The organism is Amycolatopsis sp. NPDC088138 (assembly GCF_044741685.1).
Lineage (GTDB): Bacteria > Actinomycetota > Actinomycetes > Mycobacteriales > Pseudonocardiaceae > Amycolatopsis.
In genome coordinates, this window is record NZ_JBIUTB010000001.1 from 486,301 (window position 1) to 506,280 (window position 19,980).

At 72.1% G+C, this 19,980-nt stretch carries 17 protein-coding genes; 10 read left to right on the forward strand and 7 right to left on the reverse strand.

Going from position 1 to position 19,980, the window contains the following annotated elements:
* Nucleotides 1-5 precede the first annotated feature (5 nt).
* Entirely contained in the window at nucleotides 6-719 is a 714-nt protein-coding gene (locus ACIOD2_RS02420; protein ID WP_400533341.1) for a class I SAM-dependent methyltransferase, read from the forward strand.
* On the opposite strand, the gene glpK (ACIOD2_RS02425) is transcribed toward ACIOD2_RS02420, so the two are convergent.
* Together glpK (ACIOD2_RS02425) and ACIOD2_RS02430 are read right to left on the reverse strand one after the other, a co-directional pair.
* Nucleotides 716-2,665 carry a glycerol kinase GlpK gene (gene glpK, locus ACIOD2_RS02425; protein ID WP_400533343.1) on the reverse strand — a complete coding sequence of 650 codons (1,950 nt, stop codon included), beginning with the start codon at nucleotides 2,663-2,665 and terminating at the stop codon, nucleotides 716-718. The two genes, ACIOD2_RS02420 and glpK (ACIOD2_RS02425), sit on opposite strands and share 4 nt — an antisense overlap.
* A gap of 223 nt (nucleotides 2,666-2,888) precedes the next feature.
* Nucleotides 2,889-3,641 (reverse strand): IclR family transcriptional regulator, encoded by a 753-nt coding sequence (locus ACIOD2_RS02430; protein WP_400533344.1) that lies wholly within the window; start codon nucleotides 3,639-3,641, stop codon nucleotides 2,889-2,891.
* 151 nt (nucleotides 3,642-3,792) lie between these two features.
* Between ACIOD2_RS02430 and ACIOD2_RS02435 the strand changes: the two genes are divergently transcribed.
* From ACIOD2_RS02435 to glpD, 3 genes are read left to right on the forward strand one after another with little or no spacing between them, the layout of a single operon-like run.
* Nucleotides 3,793-4,611, forward strand: coding sequence for an MIP/aquaporin family protein (locus tag ACIOD2_RS02435; protein WP_400533346.1), 819 nt, complete (start codon nucleotides 3,793-3,795; stop codon nucleotides 4,609-4,611).
* A gap of 16 nt (nucleotides 4,612-4,627) precedes the next feature.
* Nucleotides 4,628-6,145, forward strand: coding sequence for a glycerol kinase GlpK (glpK, locus tag ACIOD2_RS02440; RefSeq protein ID WP_400533348.1), 1,518 nt, complete (start codon nucleotides 4,628-4,630; stop codon nucleotides 6,143-6,145).
* A 7-nt stretch (nucleotides 6,146-6,152) separates the two neighbouring features.
* Nucleotides 6,153-7,856 carry a glycerol-3-phosphate dehydrogenase gene (gene glpD, locus ACIOD2_RS02445; protein ID WP_400533349.1) on the forward strand — a complete coding sequence of 568 codons (1,704 nt, stop codon included), beginning with the start codon at nucleotides 6,153-6,155 and terminating at the stop codon, nucleotides 7,854-7,856.
* A gap of 53 nt (nucleotides 7,857-7,909) precedes the next feature.
* On the opposite strand, the gene ACIOD2_RS02450 is transcribed toward glpD, so the two are convergent.
* Nucleotides 7,910-8,758, reverse strand: a complete 849-nt coding sequence (locus ACIOD2_RS02450) for an aminoglycoside phosphotransferase family protein (protein WP_400533350.1) — start codon at nucleotides 8,756-8,758, stop codon at nucleotides 7,910-7,912.
* A gap of 91 nt (nucleotides 8,759-8,849) precedes the next feature.
* On the opposite strand from ACIOD2_RS02450, the gene argG reads away from it, so the two are divergent.
* A complete protein-coding gene (gene argG, locus ACIOD2_RS02455; RefSeq protein WP_400533352.1) occupies nucleotides 8,850-10,298 on the forward strand; it encodes an argininosuccinate synthase in 1,449 nt (482 codons plus the stop codon).
* Between the two features lie 69 nt (nucleotides 10,299-10,367).
* On the opposite strand, the gene ACIOD2_RS02460 is transcribed toward argG, so the two are convergent.
* Nucleotides 10,368-11,387: a medium chain dehydrogenase/reductase family protein gene (locus tag ACIOD2_RS02460; protein ID WP_400533354.1), complete on the reverse strand. Its 1,020-nt coding sequence runs from the start codon at nucleotides 11,385-11,387 to the stop codon at nucleotides 10,368-10,370.
* Between the two features lie 76 nt (nucleotides 11,388-11,463).
* On the reverse strand, nucleotides 11,464-12,033 hold the full coding sequence (locus tag ACIOD2_RS02465; RefSeq protein ID WP_323333153.1) for a TetR/AcrR family transcriptional regulator: 570 nt from the start codon (nucleotides 12,031-12,033) through the stop codon (nucleotides 11,464-11,466).
* Between the two features lie 123 nt (nucleotides 12,034-12,156).
* Here ACIOD2_RS02465 and ACIOD2_RS02470 point away from each other — a divergent pair, with 123 nt between their 5' ends.
* Nucleotides 12,157-12,693 (forward strand): hypothetical protein, encoded by a 537-nt coding sequence (locus ACIOD2_RS02470; RefSeq protein ID WP_400533356.1) that lies wholly within the window; start codon nucleotides 12,157-12,159, stop codon nucleotides 12,691-12,693.
* Between the two features lie 54 nt (nucleotides 12,694-12,747).
* Here the strand turns inward: ACIOD2_RS02470 and ACIOD2_RS02475 are convergent, their stop codons facing one another.
* Nucleotides 12,748-13,449 carry a S1 family peptidase gene (locus ACIOD2_RS02475; RefSeq protein ID WP_400533358.1) on the reverse strand — a complete coding sequence of 234 codons (702 nt, stop codon included), beginning with the start codon at nucleotides 13,447-13,449 and terminating at the stop codon, nucleotides 12,748-12,750.
* Between the two features lie 276 nt (nucleotides 13,450-13,725).
* Here ACIOD2_RS02475 and ACIOD2_RS02480 point away from each other — a divergent pair, with 276 nt between their 5' ends.
* Entirely contained in the window at nucleotides 13,726-16,560 is a 2,835-nt protein-coding gene (locus tag ACIOD2_RS02480; RefSeq protein WP_400533360.1) for a BTAD domain-containing putative transcriptional regulator, read from the forward strand.
* Here the strand turns inward: ACIOD2_RS02480 and ACIOD2_RS02485 are convergent.
* Nucleotides 16,527-17,051, reverse strand: a complete 525-nt coding sequence (locus ACIOD2_RS02485) for a hypothetical protein (protein WP_400533361.1) — start codon at nucleotides 17,049-17,051, stop codon at nucleotides 16,527-16,529. The two genes, ACIOD2_RS02480 and ACIOD2_RS02485, sit on opposite strands and share 34 nt — an antisense overlap.
* 264 nt (nucleotides 17,052-17,315) lie before the next feature.
* Here ACIOD2_RS02485 and ACIOD2_RS02490 point away from each other — a divergent pair, with 264 nt between their 5' ends.
* The 3 genes from ACIOD2_RS02490 (at nucleotide 17,316) to ACIOD2_RS02500 (ending at nucleotide 19,787) form a co-directional block, all read left to right on the forward strand.
* Nucleotides 17,316-17,903, forward strand: a complete 588-nt coding sequence (locus tag ACIOD2_RS02490) for a papain-like cysteine protease family protein (RefSeq protein WP_400533363.1) — start codon at nucleotides 17,316-17,318, stop codon at nucleotides 17,901-17,903.
* Nucleotides 17,904-17,905: 2 nt separating this feature from the next.
* Entirely contained in the window at nucleotides 17,906-18,670 is a 765-nt protein-coding gene (locus ACIOD2_RS02495) for a hypothetical protein (protein WP_400533364.1), read from the forward strand.
* A gap of 73 nt (nucleotides 18,671-18,743) precedes the next feature.
* The gene (locus ACIOD2_RS02500; RefSeq protein ID WP_400533366.1) at nucleotides 18,744-19,787 is read left to right on the forward strand and encodes an Lrp/AsnC family transcriptional regulator; all 1,044 of its coding nucleotides are present in this window, start codon (nucleotides 18,744-18,746) and stop codon (nucleotides 19,785-19,787) included.
* The last annotated feature ends 193 nt before the right edge of the window (nucleotides 19,788-19,980 follow it).

Consider the following 19,980-nt stretch of genomic DNA (forward strand, 5'->3'; position numbering starts at 1 on the left):
GCCGTATGGCTCAGGAGACGAGTGGATACGACGGTTTCGCCGAGACTTACGCGGTCGAGAACGAGACCAGCCTGATGAACGCCTACTACGAACGGCCCGCGGCACTGGCGCTGGCCGGAGACGTGGCCGGACGGCGGATCCTCGACGCCGGCTGCGGCTCGGGTCCGCTGTTCGCGGCGCTGCGCGACCGAGGTGCGCTGGTGACCGGCTTCGACCAGAGCGCCGGGATGGTGGACCAGGCGCGCCAGCGGCTCGGTGCCGACGCGGACCTGCGCGTCGCCGACCTGGCCGACGCGCTGCCCTACCCCGACGACGCGTTCGACGACGTCATGGCGTCCCTGGTGCTGCACTACCTGGAGGACTGGAAGCCGACACTGGCCGAGCTGCGCCGCGTGCTGCGCACCGGCGGGCGGCTCATCGCCTCGGTCAACCACCCGATGATGGTCAACCTCACGCACCGCGCGGAAGGTCCCCGGCCCGACTACTTCGAGCGCTACACCTGGACCGACGAGTTCGTGCTGCAGGGCCGGCCCTGCCGGATGACGTTCTGGAACAAGCCGCTGCACGCGATGACCGACGCCTTCACCGAGGCCGGTTTCCGGATCGCCGTCATCAGTGAACCCCGTCCGGTGCCGGAGGCGCGCGAGGCGTACCCGGACGACTTCGCGATCCTGGACACCTTTCCGAGCTTCCTGTTCTTCGTGCTCGAGGCGGTCTAGAGCCGCAGGCGGTCGCCGAGGTCGCGGATGTAGGCGGGGTCGCCGCTGCCGAGGTCCAGCTGGCGTCGGCGCTCTGCGGCGAACGCGCGGCCCAGCGCCGTCCGGTCCGAAGTGGACATTGTGGCGCGGAGATCGTTGAGCAGAACGCGTTCCTCGCCTCGGACGTGCATGTCGACGAGGTTCTCCAGGCGCTGCAACGCCTTCTCGAAGTCGTCGGGGTCGAGGGCGGCCAGGAGGTCGTCGGCGAACAGCTCTCCGGGTGCTTCCGGGCGGACGATGCGCTCGGTCGCCGTCGCGTGCGCGACCAGCAGGGCCGCCAGCTCGGCGACCAGGCCCGGGCGGTCGGCCTCGGTGTTGCGCAGGTCGCGGAACAGCTGCTCGAACCGGCGGTGGTCGGCCAGCAGCACCTCGACCAGGTCCGAGCCGGGGGCGACGGCGGCCGGGCCGGGGCGCATCCAGCCGAACGTCAGCTCGACGGCCTGGCGCCAGTGCCCGTACTCGGTCGCGCGGCGGGCCGGGTCCATCGCCGGCAGCCACTGCCCGGCGCGGTGCCAGTTGCGCCGCAGGCCCTCCAGGTCCGGCCAGTACCCGACGGAGAGCCCAGCCGCGTAGGCCGCGCCGAGCGACACCGTCTCGGCCACCATCGGGCGGACGACCGGCACGTCGAGGACGTCGGCGACGAACTGCATGAGCAGGTTGTCCGCGGTCATCCCGCCGTCGACCTTGAGCGTCTTGAGGGCCAGGCCCGAGTCGGCGTTCATCGCGTCGACGACCTCGCGGGTCTGCCAGCCGGTCGCCTCCAGCACCGCCCGCGCCAGGTGGCCCTTGGTGATGTACGACGTCAGCCCGGCGATCACGCCGCGGGCTTCGCTGTGCCAGTGCGGCGCGAACAGGCCGGAGAACGCGGGGACGATGTAGCAGCCGCCGTTGTCGTCGACCGTCCTGGCCAGGGTCTCGATCTCCGGCGCGCTGCCGATCAGCTCGAGGCCGTCGCGGAACCACTGCACCAGCGACCCGGTGACGGCGATCGAGCCTTCCAGCGCGTACACCGCGGGCTCGTCGCCGATCTTGAAGCCGACGGTGGTGAGCATGCCGTGGGTGGACAGCACCGGCGTCGGGCCGGTGTTGAGCAGCAGGAAGCTGCCGGTGCCGTAGGTGCACTTCGCCTCGCCGGGCGCGAAGCAGGTCTGGCCGAACAGCGCGGCCTGCTGGTCACCGAGCGCGGCGGCGATCCGGATGCCGGGCACGACCCGGCTGGTGGTGCCGTACACCTCGGTCGACGAGCGGATCTCCGGCAGCATCGCGCGCGGGACGTCGAAGAAGTCGAGCAGCTCGTGGTCCCAGCTCAGCGTGCGCAGGTTCATCAGCATCGTGCGGGAGGCGTTGGTGACGTCGGTGACGTGCACCCCGCCCTCGGCGCCGCCGGTGAGGTTCCAGATCAGCCAGCTCTCGATGGTGCCGAAGAGGACGTCACCGCGCTCGGCGCGTTCGCGCAGGCCGGGGGTGCGGTCGAGCATCCAGCGGATGCGCGGCGCCGAGAAGTAGGTGGCCAGCGGCAGGCCGCACAGCTGCCGGACGCGGTCCGCGCCGGGCTCACGGGCCAGCTGTTCGAGCATGGCGTCGGTGCGGGTGTCCTGCCAGACGATCGCCCGCCCGACGGGGTTGCCGGTGCGCCGGTCCCACAGGACGGTGGTCTCGCGCTGGTTGGCGATGCCCAGGCCGACGACCTGGTCCGCGGTCGCCCCGGCGTCGGCGAGGGCCTGCGGGACGATCCGGGACACGTTGCGCCAGATCTCGGTGGCGTCGTGCTCGACCCAGCCGGGCCGCGGGAAGTGCTGCTGGTGCTCCCGCTGCACGACGGACACGAGCCGGCCGCGGGCGTCGAACAGGATGCACCGGGTGGAGGTGGTGCCCTGGTCGATGGACATCACGTACCGCTGGACCACGGACGCACCTCCTTCACACTCGAGCGGCCACACCGGGCGGCCGGAGGCCGCCGGTCGCTGCCCGCGTTCAAGGGGCCGGCCCCGGACGCGCGAACCCGGCACCCCGGACCAGCCAACACACTGCCCGGAGTGGCCAACACACTGCCCGCAATGGCCAACACGCCGAAGCTAGTGCCGTGTTGGCCATTGCGGGCGGGGCCTCGGGCGCCGCGCGGTGGCCGGGTCACCATCGGGACGCGCCCAGGTCGCGGGACACCGCGCGGGCCGCGTCGCGGACGTGGCCCAGCAGCCGCGGGTTCGGGCTGCCGTCGTGCTCGCAGATGCGCTCCACCGCTCCCGACACGCCGATCGCGCCGACCACGATGCCGCCGTGGCCGCGGATCGGGGCGGCGATGCCCGCCTCGTCCGAGATCATCTCGCCGTTCTCCGCCGCCCAGCCCGCTTCGCGTACCTTCGCACACTCGCGCTTGATCGCCGTCTGGGTGACCAGCGTGCGGCGGGTGTACGCCTCCGTCGTGGCCTTCAACGTCGTGTCGTAGGCCAGCAGGACCTTGCCGAGCGCGGTGGCGTGCAGTGGCAGCAGCGTGCCGACGTCGAGAGTCTGCAGGCTGTCGTCCGGGCGGAACACGTGGTGCACGACCAGCACCCGGCCCTCCAGCGGCGCGCCGATCCGGACGGCCTCGCCGCTGCGGGACGCCAGCGCGTCGGCCCAGTTGATCGCGCGGGACCGCAGCTCGTTGACGTCGAGATAGCTCGTGCCCAGGTGCAGCAGGGTGGCGCCGAGCTGGTACTTGCCCGTGTCGCGGTCCTGCTCGACGAACCCGACACCCTGCAGCGTCCGCAGGATGCCGTGCGCTGTGCCCTTCGCCAGTTCGAGGGATTCGGCGATCTCGCCGACGCCCAGCCGACCCGAGCCGCGCGCCAGCAGCCGCAGGATCGCGGCCGCGCGCTCGATGGACTGGATCGGACCCGGCACGTTCGCGACCCTAGCCCGACCGGCCTTGATTCGACAATGTCGAACATCGTCTTCACACGTTCGACAATGCCGACCGGGCCGCGTTGACCCGCTGTGACGGGCGGGCTTGGCTGGGAGGACCAGGGGGAACTGGTCCTTTGTGGAGGAAGCAATGGTGCGAAACCTCAAGGCCCACGGACTCGCCGGCGAGATGGCCGCGGAGTTCGTGGGGACGATGATCCTCATCCTGTTCGGGTGCGGGGTGGTGGCGCAGGTCGCCGCCGCGGGCATCGGGGACCACGACAGCATCGCCTGGGCGTGGGGCATCGGCGTCACGCTCGGTGTCTACGTCGCTTCACGGGTGAGTGGCGCGCACCTCAACCCGGCGATCACCGTCGCCCTCGCCGTGTTCAAGGGGTTCTCCTGGCGCAAGGTCGCCCCGTACGCCCTGGCCCAGACCGCCGGCGCCTTCGTCGCCGCGCTGCTGGTGCGGTGGAACTACACCGAGATCCTCAACGCCAAGGACCCCGGCCTGACGATCAAGACCCAGGGCGTCTTCTCCACCCTGCCGGGCAACGGCACGCTCCCGGTCGGCGACTGGGGCGCCTTCCGCGACCAGATCATCGGCACCGCGATCCTCGCCCTGGTCATCTTCGCCATCACCGACCTGCGCAACACCGCCCCCGGCGCCAACCTGGCCCCGGTCGTCATCGGCTTCCTGGTCGTCGCGATCGGGATGGCCTGGGGCACCGACGCCGGGTACGCGATCAACCCCGCCCGCGACTTCGGCCCGCGGCTCGCGTCCTGGCTCACCGGTTACGACACGGCGTTCACCGACCAGTACGGCTACCCCTACTGGTGGATCCCGATCGTGGCACCGGTCATCGGCGCGGTCATCGGCGGCGCGATCTACAAGTACCTGATCGAGCGGTTCCTCCCGGCGGAGCAGTTCGACACCGTGTCCGCGAAGGACCTCGAGCCCGCCGCCTGAGAAGGGGAGAACAACCATGCCTGACTACATCGGCGCCGTCGACCAGGGCACCACCAGCACCCGCTTCATGATCTTCGACCACGGCGGCAACGAGATCGCCCGCCACCAGCTGGAGCACGAGCAGATCCTGCCCAAGCCCGGCTGGGTCGAGCACGACGCCACCGAGATCTGGGAACGCACCCGCTCGGTCATCGCCACCGCGCTCAACAAGGCCAACCTCACCGCCGGCGACCTGGCCTCGCTCGGCATCACCAACCAGCGCGAGACCACCGTCGTGTGGAACCGCCGGACCGGCCGCCCGTACGGCCACGCGATCGTCTGGCAGGACACCCGCACCGACCGGATCGCCTCGGCGCTGGAGCGCTCCGGAAAGGGCGAGGTCATCCGCCGCAAGGCCGGCCTGCCGCCCGCGACGTACTTCTCCGGCGGCAAGCTGCAGTGGATCCTCGAGAACGTCGACGGCGTCCGTGAAGACGCCGAAAAGGGTGACGCCCTGTTCGGCACCACCGACTCGTGGCTGATCTGGAACCTCACCGGCGGCCCCGACGGCGGCGTCCACGTGACCGACCCGACCAACGCGTCGCGCACCATGCTGATGGACCTCGAAACCCTCGACTGGGACGACGAACTGCTGTCGTTCTTCGACGTCCCGCGCCAGATGCTGCCGAAGATCCGGCCGTCGTCGAACCCCGGCTTCTTCGGCACCACCCGCGCGGACGGCCCCCTCGGCGGCGAGGTCCCGATCGCCGGGGTCCTCGGCGACCAGCAGGCGGCCACCGTCGGGCAGGTCTGCTTCCGGCCCGGCGAGGCCAAGAACACCTACGGCACCGGCAACTTCCTGCTGCTCAACACCGGCCACGAACTGGTCCGCTCGAAACACGGCCTGCTCACGACGCTGTGCTACCAGTTCGGCGACGAGAAGCCGGTGTACGCGCTGGAAGGCTCGATCGCCGTCACCGGCTCGGCCGTGCAGTGGCTGCGCGACCAGCTGGGCATCATCAGCGGCGCGTCGCAGAGCGAAAGCCTGGCCCGCCAGGTCGAGGACAACGGCGGGGTCTACTTCGTCCCGGCGTTCTCCGGCCTGTTCGCGCCGTACTGGCGTTCGGACGCGCGCGGCGCGATCGTCGGGCTCACCCGCGCCACGACCAACGCCCATCTCGCGCGGGCCACCCTGGAAGCGATCTGCTACCAGACCCGCGACGTCGTCGAGGCGATGCAGAACGACTCCGGCGTCACCCTCGACGTGCTGCGGGTCGACGGCGGGGTCACCGCGAACGAGCTGTGCATGCAGCTGCAGGCGGACATCCTCGGCGTGCCGGTGTCGAAGCCGGTCGTCGCCGAGACCACCGCGCTCGGGGCCGCCTACGCGGCCGGGCTGGCCGTCGGCTTCTGGCGGTCGGCCGACGAGCTGGAACAGAACTGGAACGAGGACAAGCGCTGGGAGCCGTCGTGGACGGAAGAACAGCGCGCGGAGGGCTACGCGGGCTGGCAGAAGGCCGTGGGCCGCACGCTCGACTGGGTAGACGTGGAGTGAGGATCTGATGAAGAGGAACACCGTGACACCGCTTTCGCCGGTTTACCGCGCGGAAACGCTGCGCAAGCTGGCCCGCGAAGAGGTCGACGTGCTGGTCGTCGGCGGGGGAGTGACCGGCGCGGGTGCCGCGCTCGACGCGGCGTCGCGCGGGTTGTCCGTCGCGCTCGTCGAGGCGCGGGACTTCGCCGCCGGGACGTCCAGCCGCTCGTCCAAGCTGATCCACGGCGGCCTGCGTTACCTGGAGCAGCTGGACTTCAAGCTGGTGCGGGAGGCGCTCAAGGAACGCGGGCTGCTGCTGCAGACCCTCGCCCCGCACCTGGTGCGGCCGGTGAAGTTCCTGGTGCCGCTGACGCACCGGGTGTGGGAGCGCGGGTACATCGGCGCCGGTGTCACGCTGTACGACACGCTCGGCGGCGCCCGCGCCCTGCCGCGGCACCGGCACCTGTCCAAGCGCGGCGCGTTCAAGGTGGCGCCGGCCTTGGCCGACGACGCGCTGGTCGGCGCGATCCAGTACTACGACGCCCAGGTCGACGACGCCCGGCACACGATGACCATCGCGCGGACGGCGGCCGAGCAGGGTGCTTCGGTGCTGACCCGGGCCCGGGTGACGTCGTTGCTGCGGGACGGTGAGCGCGTGATCGGCGCGAAGGTCGTGGACCGCGAGAGCGGGGTCGAGTTCGAAATCCGGGCTCGCACGGTGCTCGCGGCGACCGGCGTGTGGAGCGACGACATGTCCGAGGCGGCCGGGATCCCCGCGCCGTTCACCGTGCGCGCGTCGAAGGGCATCCACCTCGTGGTGCCGCGGGAGAAGATCGACCTCGACACCGGGCTGATCCTGCGCACCGAGAAGAGCGTGCTGTTCGTCATCCCGTGGGGCAAGCACTGGCTGGTCGGCACCACCGACACCGAGTGGGACCTCGACCGCGAGCACCCGGCGGCGAGCCGCGCGGACGTCGACTACGTGCTGCAGCACCTCAACGCGGTGCTGCGCACGCCGGTCACCCACGAGGACATCGAAGGCGTCTACGCCGGTCTTCGCCCGCTGCTGGCGGCGAAGGCGGCCGCGACGACGAAGCTGTCGCGGGAGCACGCGGTGGCGCACCCGGTGCCGGGCCTGGTGATCGTGGCCGGCGGCAAGTACACGACGTACCGGGTGATGGCCGCGGACGCCGTCGACGTCGCGGTCGAGGAGATCGACCGCCCGACCCCGCCGTCGTGGACCGACCGGCTGCCGATCGTCGGCGCGGCCGGCTACCACGAGCTGTGGGACGGCCGGTTCGCGCTGGCGTCCCGGGCAGGCCTGCCGGTGGCGCGGATCGAGCACCTGCTGGGCCGCTACGGCTCGGCGATCGAAGACGTCCTGGCGTCGGTCGCGGAGCGTCCCGAGCTGGGTGCGCCGCTGCCGGGTGCGGCGGAGTACCTGAAGGCGGAGGTGGTGTACGCGGTCTCGCACGAGGGCGCCCTGCACCTGGAGGACGTCCTGACCCGGCGGACGCGCATCTCGATCGAGGAACGCGACCGCGGCGTCACGGCGGCGCCTTGGGTCGCCGAGCTGATGGCCCCGCTCCTGGGCTGGGACACGCCCAGGCAGGAGCGCGAGGTGGCCAACTACCTCGCCCGCGTCGAGGCGGAGCGCACGGCGCAGGAAGCCCCGGACGACGAGGCGGCCAACGCCAGCCGCCTCACCGCGCCGGCCCTCCTGCCGAGCTGACCCGTGGATCGTGAGGGGCACCTTCATGGCTCTTATGGCCATGAGGGTGCCCCTCACGGCTCGGGGCGGCAGCCGAGTTCGGTGAGGACGTAGCGGGCGTTGGCGGAGATGACGGCGTTCGTCGTGCGGTAGTACGGCAGCTGGATCACCGCCATCGACAGCGCCCGGCCGCGGCCGCGTGCCCAGGCCGCGTCGTCGGCGCCGACGGCGTCGCGGAAGGCCGGGCGCGTGGCGTCGGTGAGCAGGTTCCACGCGGGGATCAGGTCGCAGGCCGGGTCGCCGACACCCGCCGTGGCCCAGTCGAGCACGGCCGTCAGGTGTCCATTGTGGACCAGCAGGTTGCTCGGCATGAGGTCTCCGTGGACCCGGCAGTCCGAGCCGGTGGGGGCGTCCAGGGCTTCGGTCCAGACGTCCAGGGCCGCGTCCGCGTCGAAGGGTTCGCCGGTGTGGCGTAAGGCCTCGACGGCGTCGCGGGTCGCGCGGTCGAGATGCGCGAGAGGGCCGCCGCGGTAGGCCGGGGGACCGTCCGCTGTGGAGACCCGCAGGGCGTTGACGAACTCCGCCAGGCCTTCCGCTTCGGACCGGCCTTCGACCGCGGGATCGCCGTCGAGCCACTCGTGCACGGACCACGGCCAAGGGTGGCCCTCGGCGGGTTCACCGAGTCCGGCGACGACCGGGACCGCCACCGGCAGGTCGCCGAGCGAGGCCAGCACCCGGGCTTCCTTCGCGACGTCGCCCGCGCCGCCCGTGGTCAGGGGGAGGCGGGCGGTGAAGTCGTCGCCGAGGCGGTAGACGGCGTTGACCGTGCCGCCCGAAGCGAGCGGCACGACCGGGAGCGAAGCCCACTGCGGGAACTGCGCGCGGACCAGCCGCCGGACGAGCGCGGGGTCGGGAGTGTGCATGCCGCCACCGAATCAGCAGGTCAGGACGGGGTCAACGGATTTCCGCGACCCCGAATTGCACGATGATGCATCGACGTGCATAATTATTCGCATGTCCAAGGTGCTCACTTCCCTGCCCGTCGGCGAACGTGTCGGTATCGCCTTCTCCGGTGGCCTCGACACTTCCGTGGCCGTCGCGTGGATGCGCGACAAAGGCGCTGTCCCCTGCACCTACACCGCCGACATCGGCCAGTACGACGAGCCCGACATCGCGTCGGTGCCCGGGCGTGCCCACGCCTACGGCGCGGAGGTCGCGCGGCTGGTCGACTGCCGGGAAGCCCTCGTCGAAGAGGGGCTCGCGGCGCTGACGTGCGGCGCGTTCCACATCCGCTCCGGCGGCCGCAGCTACTTCAACACCACCCCGCTCGGGCGCGCGGTCACCGGCACCCTGCTGGTGCGGGCCATGCTCGAGGACGACGTCCAGATCTGGGGCGACGGCTCCACCTTCAAGGGCAACGACATCGAGCGGTTCTACCGCTACGGCCTGCTCGCCAACCCCTCCCTGCGGATCTACAAGCCGTGGCTCGACGCCGCGTTCGTCACCGAGCTCGGTGGCCGCAAGGAGATGTCGGAGTGGCTGCAGGCGCACGACCTGCCCTACCGCGACAGCACCGAGAAGGCGTACTCGACCGACGCCAACATCTGGGGCGCCACGCACGAGGCGAAGTCGCTGGAGCACCTCGACACCGGGCTCGAGATCGTCCAGCCGATCATGGGCGTGAAGTTCTGGGACCCCGAGGTCGAGATCGCCGCCGAGGACGTCACGATCGGCTTCGAGCAGGGCCGTCCGGTGTCGATCAACGGCAAGGAGTTCGCCACCGCCGTCGACCTGGTGCTGGAGGCCAACGCCGTCGGCGGCCGGCACGGCCTGGGCATGTCCGACCAGATCGAGAACCGGATCATCGAGGCCAAGAGCCGCGGCATCTACGAGGCGCCGGGCATGGCGCTGCTGCACGCGGCCTACGAGCGGCTGGTCAACGCCGTCCACAACGAGGACACCGTCGCCAGCTACCACAACGAGGGCCGCCGCCTCGGCCGCCTGATGTACGAAGGCCGCTGGCTGGACCCGCAGGCGATGATGCTGCGCGAGTCGCTGCAGCGCTGGGTCGGCACCGCGATCACCGGCGAGGTGACCCTGCGGCTGCGCCGCGGCGAGGACTACTCGATCGTCGACACGTCGGGCCCGGCGTTCAGCTACCACCCGGACAAGCTGTCGATGGAGCGGACCGCGGACTCGGCGTTCGGCCCGGTGGACCGCATCGGCCAGCTGACCATGCGCAACCTCGACATCGCCGACTCGCGCGCGAAGCTGGAGCAGTACGCCAGCCTCGGCATGGTCGGCGGCACGCACCCCAAGCTGATCGGCGCCGCCCAGGCCGCGTCGACCGGCCTGATCGGCGCGATGGCCGAGGGTGGCGCCCAGGTGATCGCCTCCCGCGGCAAGGCTTCCGGTGGCGACGAGCTGCTGGACCAGGCCGCGATGGAGTCCGGCACCGACTGACCTGCTTGCGAGAGAAGAGACCCGGCCGCATGGTCGGGTCTCTTTTCACATCCCGTGATGCGTGACTGGTCACTCACTCGACGGCACGAGAACGACCTTGCCGGTGATCGTCCCGGACTCGGCCAGCGTCAACGCCTTCGCGACGTCCGTCAGCGGGAACCGGGCCGCGACCTGGGCTTTCAGGGCGCCGGTGGCGGCGAGGCCGAAGACGGCGGTGAGGTCCTCCGCCAGCTGGGCGCGGAAGCGGGGGAGGTTCCGCTTGCCGCCCCAGACGTTGTAGAAGTGCGTGCGGCGGCCGTTCGGCAGTGCCTGCCACCACAGCAGCCGGGCGACCAGCTTCAGCACCGCCGGCCGCGGGTTGCCGCCGGTGTCCTTTGTGGACGCGCTGCCGTAGGCGACCAGCGTGCCGCCCGGGGCCAGCAGCCGGAACGAGTCGACGATGCCGGGTCCGCCGACGTGGTCGAAGACCGCGTCCACACCACCGGGGGCCAGCGCGCGGACCTGGGCCGGGACGTCGCCGCGGTAGTCGATCGCGGTGGCGCCGAGTGCGGTGACGACGTCGGCGTTGCGCGCGGACGCCGTGCCGATCACCCGGATCCCGGCCGCGCGGGCCAGCTGGACCAGCGTGGTGCCGACCCCGCCGCTGGCGCCGTGCACCAGGATCGTGCCGCCGGCGCGCACCCGGGCCTTGCGGTGCAGCATCTGCCAGGCGGTGATCCCGTTGACCACGAACGTCTCGGCGTCGGCGGGATCCAGGCCGTCCGGCACCGGCACGAGGTCGGCCGCGTCGACGACCAGGTGGCTGCTCCAGCCGCCGATCTTGGTCATCGCGGCCATCCGGCGGCCGACGAGGGCCGGGTCGGCCGCTTCGAGCACCGTGCCGACGACGTCGTAGCCAGGTACGAACGGGAACGGCGGCTGGTCGTAGTACTTGCCGCGCCGCATCTGCTGCTCGGCGAACGAGATCCCGCTGGCTTCGACGCGCAGGAGTGCCTGGCCCGGCCCGGGTGCGGGCAGCTCGCGGGTGGTGACCTGGAGGCCGTCCGGCTCGACGAGGCCGGGGAGGACGATTTCGGTGGTGGTGGTCATCGGACTGCTCCTTCGATAGGTGTGTGACTGGTCAATCACTCTTGGGTCGCGCAAAAAGCGCCCCGGCGGACCGGGTTCAGTTCTTGCCGGGGTGGCGGATGCCGGCGGACAGCACGGCCGCCCAGTCGCCGGGGTGGGTGTCGAGGTCGAGGGTGGTGATGAGGTGGCAGAGCTGGCCGTAGGCGAGGAACCGCTGGACCTGGTCGTCCGGCGCGCCCGAGCGGGAGCGCGCGAACTCGGTCACCCGCTGGAGCCCGCGGCGCACGGCGTCGGCGATCTCGGGGGTGTCGGCGGCCGACTGGGCGTGCACCTGCAGCATGAGCAGGTTCCGGTCGGCGATCAGGTCGGCGTAGGCGCCGCCCATCTCGTAGAGGATCTTCTCCGGCTCGGCGTCCCCGGCGCGGGCGGCACCGTTCGAGAGCGCGTGCACGACCTGCTCGTAACACCGGTCGAGTGCGGCCACGAAGAGGGAAACCTTGCCGGGGAACAACTTGAAGACGTAGGCGGGGGAGATGGCCGCCCGGGTCGCCACCGCACTGATCGGCGTGCTGTGGAACCCGGTCCGCGCGAACTCGGCGACGGCCGCGTCGACCACGGCGTCCCGCCGGGCGTCCGAGGTGGAGAGGGTGGCACCGCGCTTCGTCATGTGAGTGACTGTACACTCACTCCTCGGACAGTGTCCAGCACCGGACAGAACCGCCTATGGGACGGGCAATCTCGGTATACCTCCAGCGTGGGCACGGGGCCCACGTCGGCTCGGGAGGTACCGATGAAGCTTTCCCAGAGACTTGTGTCCGGGTTCTTCGCTCTGGTCGCGGTCGCGGGGCTCACGTTCGCAGGCGCGCCGGCCGCGGTCGCGAAGCCGTTCTGCGACGTGAACCTGACCGGCGGTGCGAAAACGTGCTTCACCACCGCGGACGGGCTCACGGCCTACGAAACCGCGGCGGCGCTCGCGCCGGTGGCGACCCTGTTCAACAACGTCAGCTACCTGGGCGACCAGGGGTTCACCAACTACACCAACGTCTACAACCGCACCACGTGCACCGCCGCCGACAGCCCGCACGAAGCCTCGGACGGTGATCTGCGGGACGCCTACTACCAGAACAACGGCGTGCTGATGGACCAGTCGGTCAGCTCGATCTACATCCGCCCGGGCTCGGGCTGCCGCGTGCGGGTGTTCGACGGCATCGGCTTCACCGGCTCGTCGAAGCTCGTCACCGACGACGCCGACCACGGCTGCGCCGACCTGCGGTACTGCTTCGCCGAGATCTGGGACGAGCGCATCCGCTCCTTCTGGGTCAGCTGACCCCGGCGGTTCGCCCCCGCTCGGTGTGAGCGGGGGCGAACCGGGCCCGGGTGCTCAGACGCCCGCGGTGGCGGAGATCCAGTCGCGGTACTCCGTGATGTTGATGTACGCGGTGTAGGACTGGCGGTCACTCGTGGAAGCGACGCCGACCTGCTTTCCGTTGGCGTACATCGGGCCGCCCGAGTCGCCACCCGCGGTGATGCCGTCGCCGCGGTTCGCGCAGACCGAGACGCCGGCCGCGCCGTCCGGGCAGTCGATCGAGGTGACGCTGACCTTGGCCACCTTCAGCAGCTGCGACTGGCACTCGATCTCCGGCTTGTCGGTGCAGGTCGCGCCCCAGCCGTAGACCTCGGCCTGGTCGCCGACGTTGACGTCACCTTCGGAGCCCAATGGCGCGTAGTCGGTCTGCACCTGCTGGTCGATCTGCACCAGCGAGATGTCCGAGTCCGGTGCTTCGTGCACCGACGTCGCGGTGACCGTGGTGCCCTTGGTCTGGTCCAGGTCGCCGACGTGGAAGCTGATCTGCTGGCCGTTCGCGCCCTGGGTGCAGTGGCGCGCGGTCAGGATCCAGTCCGGCGCGATGATCGTCGCCGAGCAGATCTCCTGGCCACCGGCGAACATCCGGACGGCCGCGTGGAGCGAGTCGGCGTTGCCGCCGTCGATGATGGCCGGCTGGGCGGCCAGAGACGGCGCCGCAGTCGCCAGGGCCGACAGCAGGATGCCGGAGACGAGAACGCCGGTTCGCGCGATACGCACTGGGGGATCAACCTCCATCCGCGGGCGCAGGCCGCGCGGTGACGAGTGGTCAAGGACGCACCTACCGTCACCGTTGTGAGTGAATCCCGGAACCCGACGATGGTCGGTAAGGGAAACACGCGACTTTCGTCGTGGGCCGGACGGCGTAGCCCAAGATCGGCAACCGAGTGACATCCGCGCGGCAGGCGTCTCGAATGTGGGCGATTTGCCCACCGGATCGGTCCCGTCTCGTTAGAGTCCGCCGTCGTGGGGGCGGTGGTCGTGATGGGGAGCGACATGGGCGCTGAAGTGCGGTTCCACCTGCTCGGGCCGCTTGCCGTGACGGTCGGCGGCCGCGCGCTGCCGCTCGGCGGGGCGAAGCAGCGGGCGCTGCTGGCCCACCTGCTGCTCAACGCGAACCGGCTCGTCCCGCCCGGCCAGCTCATCGACACGGTCTGGCCGGCCGACCCGCCGACGTCGGCCACGGCCAACCTCCAGACCTACGTGTGGCGGCTGCGCCGGCTCCTGCCGGGGGACGCGCTGCGCACCCACGGCCCGGGGTACTCGCTGACCGTCGAACCCGGTGACCTCGACGCGCACGACTTCACCCGGCTCGTCGCCGAAGCCGCCCGCGCGGCCGAGGACGGCACCCCCGAGACCGCGCTGACGCTGCTCGCCGAGGCGGAGGCGCTGTGGCGCGGCGATCCGCTGGAGGACCTGCCGACCGCGCCCGCCTGGGACGCCGAGCTCGGCCGGCTCGTCGAGAACCGCCTCGCCGCCGTCGAGGAACGCCTTTCGCTGCAGGTGCTGCTGGGCCGTCACGACCCGGCGATCGCCGAGCTCACCGTGCTCCTGGCCGAGCACCCGTACCGGGAACGCCTGTGGCAGCAGTACTTGCTCGCCTTGACCGGCGCCGGCCGCCGGGCCGAGGCACTGCAGGCTTACACGACCGCGCGGGAGCGGCTCGTCACCGAACTCGGCGTCGAACCGGGGCCCGAACTGCGGGCCCTGCAGGCCGCGATCCTGGCCGGCGACTCACCGGCGAGCGCCGGGCTGAGCGCGCCCACCGTCCCGCTGCGGCAGCTCCCGGCGGACCTGCCCGACTTCACCGGCCGCGACGACTACGTCCGGGACCTGGAAGCGGCGCTCGGCGCGGGCCCGGCGCCGGTGGTGCTGACCGGCGCGCCGGGCACCGGCAAGACGGCGCTGGCCATGCACGTCGCCCACCGCCTGGCCGGCCGCTTCCCGGACGGCCAGCTGTACGTCGACCTCGCCGGCACCGGCGCGCCGCGCGACCCGGCCGAGGTGCTCGCCGACTTCCTGCACGCGCTCGGCGTCACCGGCAACGGTGTCCCCGCCGGGCTCGGCCAGCGGGCCGCGTTGTTCCGCTCCCGCCTGGCCGGGCGCCGGGTGCTGCTCGTGCTCGACGACACCGCGACCGCCGGCCAGGTCCGCCCGCTGCTGCCCGCCGACGCCGGGTGCGCCGTGCTCGTCACGACCCGGGGACGGCTGCCGGAACTGGCCGGGGCCAAGCACGTCGAGCTGACGGTGTTCGGCGAGCGCGAGGCGCAGCGGCTGCTGGCCGGGGTCGCCGGGGTGGACCGGATCGACGGCGAACCGGCCGAGGCCGCGGCGATCGTGCGCTGCTGCGGGTACCTGCCGCTGGCCATCCGGATCGCGGGTGCGCGGCTGGCCGGGCGGCAGGCGTGGAGCCTGCGGACGCTGCACGACCGGCTGGCCGACGAGACCGGCCGGCTGAGCGAGCTGCGCGTCGGCGATCTGGGCGTCCGGTCCAGTTTCGAGCTGAGCCTGCGCCAGCTGGCGCCGTCCGCGCGGACGGCGTTCTGCCGCTCGGCTTTGCTGGGTGCGCAAGACTTCCCGAGCTGGGTGTTCGACGCGCTCCTGGGCCGCGCGGGCACCCACGAGGTGCTCGACGTGCTCGTCGACGCCAACCTCGTCTCGCTGGTGGGCCTGGACGAGGGCGGGAACCCGCGCTACCGGCTGCACGACCTGCTTCGGTGCTACGCGGCGGAACTCCTGGACGCCGATCCCGTCGCCGATCGCCGGGCGGCGCTGACCCGCGTGCTGTCCGGGTTGCTGGCGCTGGCGAAGGCCGCGGCGGCGGGGCTGCCGCCCGCGTTCGGCGCGATGACCGGGCCGCCGCTCGGTGAGCCGCTTCCGGGCACGACCCGGCTCGTGGCCGATCCGCTGGCCTGGTTCACCGCCGAACGCAAGCTGCTCGCCGCCGCCGTCCAGCTCGCGGCCGACGCCGGGCTGGACGAGCTGGCCTGGCAGCTGACCGCGGCCGCCGTCCCGTTCTACGACCTGCGCGGTGCTTACGACGACTGGCGGCGCAGCCACCTGACCGCGCTGGCCGCCGTGCGGGCCGCCGGGAACCGGGCGGGCGAGGCGGTGCTGGCCCGCGGCCTCGGCCAGGTCCGGCTCTACCACGACGAATACGCCGCCGCGGTCACCGACATGGAGCGGTCGGCGGCGCTGTTCGCCGAACTCGGCGACGTCCGCGGCGAAGCGCTGGCGGTGGCCGGGCTCGGCACGGTGGCCCGCGTCCGCGACCGGCCGCGCGAGGCCCTGGACTGCTACCGCCGGGCCCTCGACGGGCTCGAGCGGGCGGGCGACCGCAGTGGCGTGGCCCAGATGCGCAACTCGATCGGCTCGACGTACGTGCTGCTGGGCGAGTTCACCGACGCGGCGGAGTGGCTGGGCCGCGCCCGCGACCTGGCCCGCGAAATCGGCGACCCGCATCGGGAAGCGAAGGTGCTGACCGAGCTGGGTGCACTGCACCGCGACACCGGGCGGCTGCCGGAATCCCTGACGTCCCTTCGGCTCGCGTTGAGCATCCTCGAGGACCTCGACGACGAACGCTGCAGCGCCTACGCGTTGCTCGGCATCGGCCGGACGCTGCTGGCCGCGGGCGAGCCGGTACAGGCGCGCGGGGTGTGCGACCGGGCGTTGCGCGTCTTCCGCGAGACGGGCAACCGCCAGGGCGAGACGACGGGCCTGGCGTTGCTGGACCAGGCCCAGCGCCGCCGGAGCCCGGTCGTGAGCGGCCAGGCCGCCGCCCACGACCGGGACGCGGATCAGTTGCCGTTGCCCGGCTTCCAGCCCAGGTAGCTGCCGAAGTAGCTCTGCTTCGCGTGGCCGATCGCGCCGCCGACGCTCGTCGCCCAGACGCCGCCGCTGCCGTCGGCGATGCCGACGTGGCCGTAGGCCGAGATGTTCCAGAACACGAACGCGCCCTTCGGCGGGGTGCCGGTGGTGTGGCGGGCGCCGTCGGAGGACTGCCAGTGCTCGATCGCGCTGGCGTGGTGGGTGACGCGGTTCCACGACAGGCGCGCGGCCTTCTCGCAGTAGCCCTGGTAGGCGGTGCTGCCGGTACGGCTGGAGTACCAGGCGATCGCCTGGCTCGCGGTCCGCGCGGCGGCCAGCTCGGCCGGTGAGTCCGTGATGACGGCGCCCGGGTCGGCGATGTCGGCGGCGGTCACCTCCGCGTAGACCTCGGACGGCGGGGCGGTGGCGGCCGTGGCGGTCGTGGCGGCCGTCGCGCCGCCGAACAGCAGGGCGGCCGAGAGCGCGGCCACCCGGCCGAAGTTCCTGGTGCGCATGTGTCTCCCTCAGTGAGTGGTGAACGGGACCGACCTTGCTCGCGGCCGCTACACCGCCACTACACCGGCGCTCTCGGCGCGAGCGCGCCGGAATCCGTCCACCGATCGTGCGCGGTGCCGGAATCCGGCACCCGGGAAATGCCGGGATCCGCCGGGATTCGTTTCCTCCCAACGGGTTCCTCCCTTAGTAGGTACCGGATCAACCTCCGGTGCGCGGAGTATTCCCTGCCACCGAACCCCCTCACCGAGTGGAGGAACACCGGCGTGAAAGTCACCTCTGGAGTCCTACGTGGACTCACGGCGGCCGTGGCCGCCACGGCCGCCGTCGTCGCGCTGCAGGCGCCGGCCACCGCGGCCGCGGCCCGGTCGGACCTCGGCATCACCATGCAGGCCCAGCAGAAGGACCAGTGGTGCTGGGACGCCAGCGGCAACACCATCGTCTCCTACTGGGGCGATTCCCTGACCCAGACCCGGTTCTGCCAGATCGCGCACAACGAGTCCGGCGCGGACTGCGCGAACAACCAGGGTTACCTGAGCGACCAGCAGCGCGTGTTCCGGTATCTGGGATTCATGAACGTCGGTTCGTACAACTCGAACGGCGAGGTGCTCTCGTTCACCGGCATCAAGAACCAGATCGACGCCGGACAGCCGATCGGCACCCGCATCGGCTGGCGTTCCGGTGGCGGCCACATGCACGTCCTCTACGGCTACGACACCTCCAACGGCGCCACCCGAGTGGAATACGGGGATCCGTGGCCGAACAACAGCCGCTACAACTCGATGAACTACGACACCTACCGCTCGAACAACCAGTTCCAGTGGACCCATACGCTGTACGGGATCGAGGGATGAGCATGCCGAGGACCATCCTGCGCGCGGCCGTGGCGGCCGGCGCCCTGGCGCTCACCGTGCTCGGGGCCGGTGGCGCCGACGCGGCCACCGGCCCGGCGGGCACCCCGACCGCCGCCGACACCGCCGCGATCGGGCAGCTGACCGGAGGCCGGGCGACGCTCGACCGGCTCGCCTCGACGCGGTTCCCCGGGGCGCACGCGGCCGTCGCGGCGGCCGCGGCGGCGGACCCGAAGACCCAGGTCGCGGTCTACGAGCCGACGGCGGCGTTCGTCACCGGGACCTCCGACGTCCCGGCCGCGCTCGCCTACGTCGCGGTCCCGGCGCGGACCGGCGACGGGACCGCGGCCACCGTGTGGGCCGAGCGCCAGGGCCTGGCGTGGACCGTCGTGAACGTCGCTTCCGGTGACTACGAGCAGAAGTACGCGGCGGCCGCGGCCGGCGGTTACCTGCTGCACGAGCCGCAGGTCAACGCCTGGTACGCGGTGCGCGGCGACGCCGTGACCGTGCTGGACGGCTCGGTCACCGGCGTCGTGGCGGGCACCAAGCTGGCGCTCGCCGACTACCGCGCGGCGCTGCACCAGCGGTACGCCGACAAGCTGCCGGGCTCGGCCTACGACCGCGACGGCGCGGGCGGCGGCTACGGCGGCCGCGAGCGTGCGGTGCCGGCGGCTGACCCGGACACGGTGCCGGTGCTGCCGTTCGCCGTCGGCGGGGGCGTGGTGCTGCTGGCGGGCGCGGTCCTGGTGCCGCGGCTGCGCCGGCGGTAGGACGGCGAGGGGCTGCCGGCACCCCTTCCCGGCAGCCCCTTGGCACCCGATGATGATCACGCCAGAATGCGCCATGGCCGTATCCCCGGGCTCCCAGCCGGACCCGGCGCGCCGCGAGCCGGGGCTGACCGGTTCGGACCTCGCGCTGGTGGAGGCGCTGCAACGCGACCCGCGGGCGCCCTGGACGCGCATCGCCGCGGCCGTCGGCACCGACGCGACGACCGCGGCCCGCCGCTGGGACCGCCTGCAGGCCGCCGGTCTCGCCTGGCTCACCGCCTACTCGACGGCCCCGACGACAACGGTCGGTTACGTCGACCTGGTCTGCCGCCCGGACACGCTGACCGCGTTGACCCGCGAGCTGTGCGGGTGGCCCGCGGTGTTCAGCGTCGAGCGCACGACCAGCAGGCACCAGCTGTTCCTCAGCCTGGCCGCCCGCGACCTCGACGCGCTGGACGCCCTGGTCACCGGCCGGATCGGCGACCTGCCCGGCGTCCGCGAGGTCCGCTTCGCCGTGGCCACCCGCGTCTTCCGGGAGGGCAGCGGCTGGCTGGTCAACGCCCTCGCGCCGGAACAGCGGGCGGTGCTGGACGAGACGGCGGTGCAGGCCCGCGACGTCATCCCGCAGCTGTGGAACGACCGCGACCTGCGCGCGCTGGTCGAGTCGCTCGGGGTCGACGGGCGGCGCAGCTACGCCGAGCTGGCCCGCGACTGCCGGATGAGCGAGTCGGCGGTGCGCCGCACGCTGGCCCGGATGCTGCGCAACCACGAGCTGGACTTCCGCTGCGACCTCGCGCACGTCCCGGCGGGCTGGCCGGTGATCGCGGGCTACCGCCTCGACGTCACCCCGGCCGGGCTGGACGCGGCCGGCACGGCGGTCGGGCACCTGCCCGAAACCCGGCTTTCGGCCGCGGTGGTGGGGGAGGGGAACCTGGTCGTGTCGGCGTGGCTGCGGACCCCGGCCGACTGCACCGGCTACGAGACCCGGCTGGCGGCCGCCGCTTCCGGGGCCCGGATCGTCGACCGCGCGATCACCCTGCGGATGCCCAAGCGGATGGGCCGTCTCCTGAGCCCGCACGGCTTGGCCGGGGCGCATCAGGCGATCATCCCGGCTCGGTGAGTTGGCCTCGGCCGGGAGCCGATCATGAGCCCGCGTGACACCTTGCGGATGCCGAAGCGGATGGGCCGTCTCCTGAGCCCGCACGGCTTGGCCGGTGCGCATCAGGCGATCATCCCGGCTCGGTGAGTTGGCCTCGGCCGGGAGCCGATCATGAGCCCGCGTGACACCTTGCGGATGCCGAAGCGGATGGGCT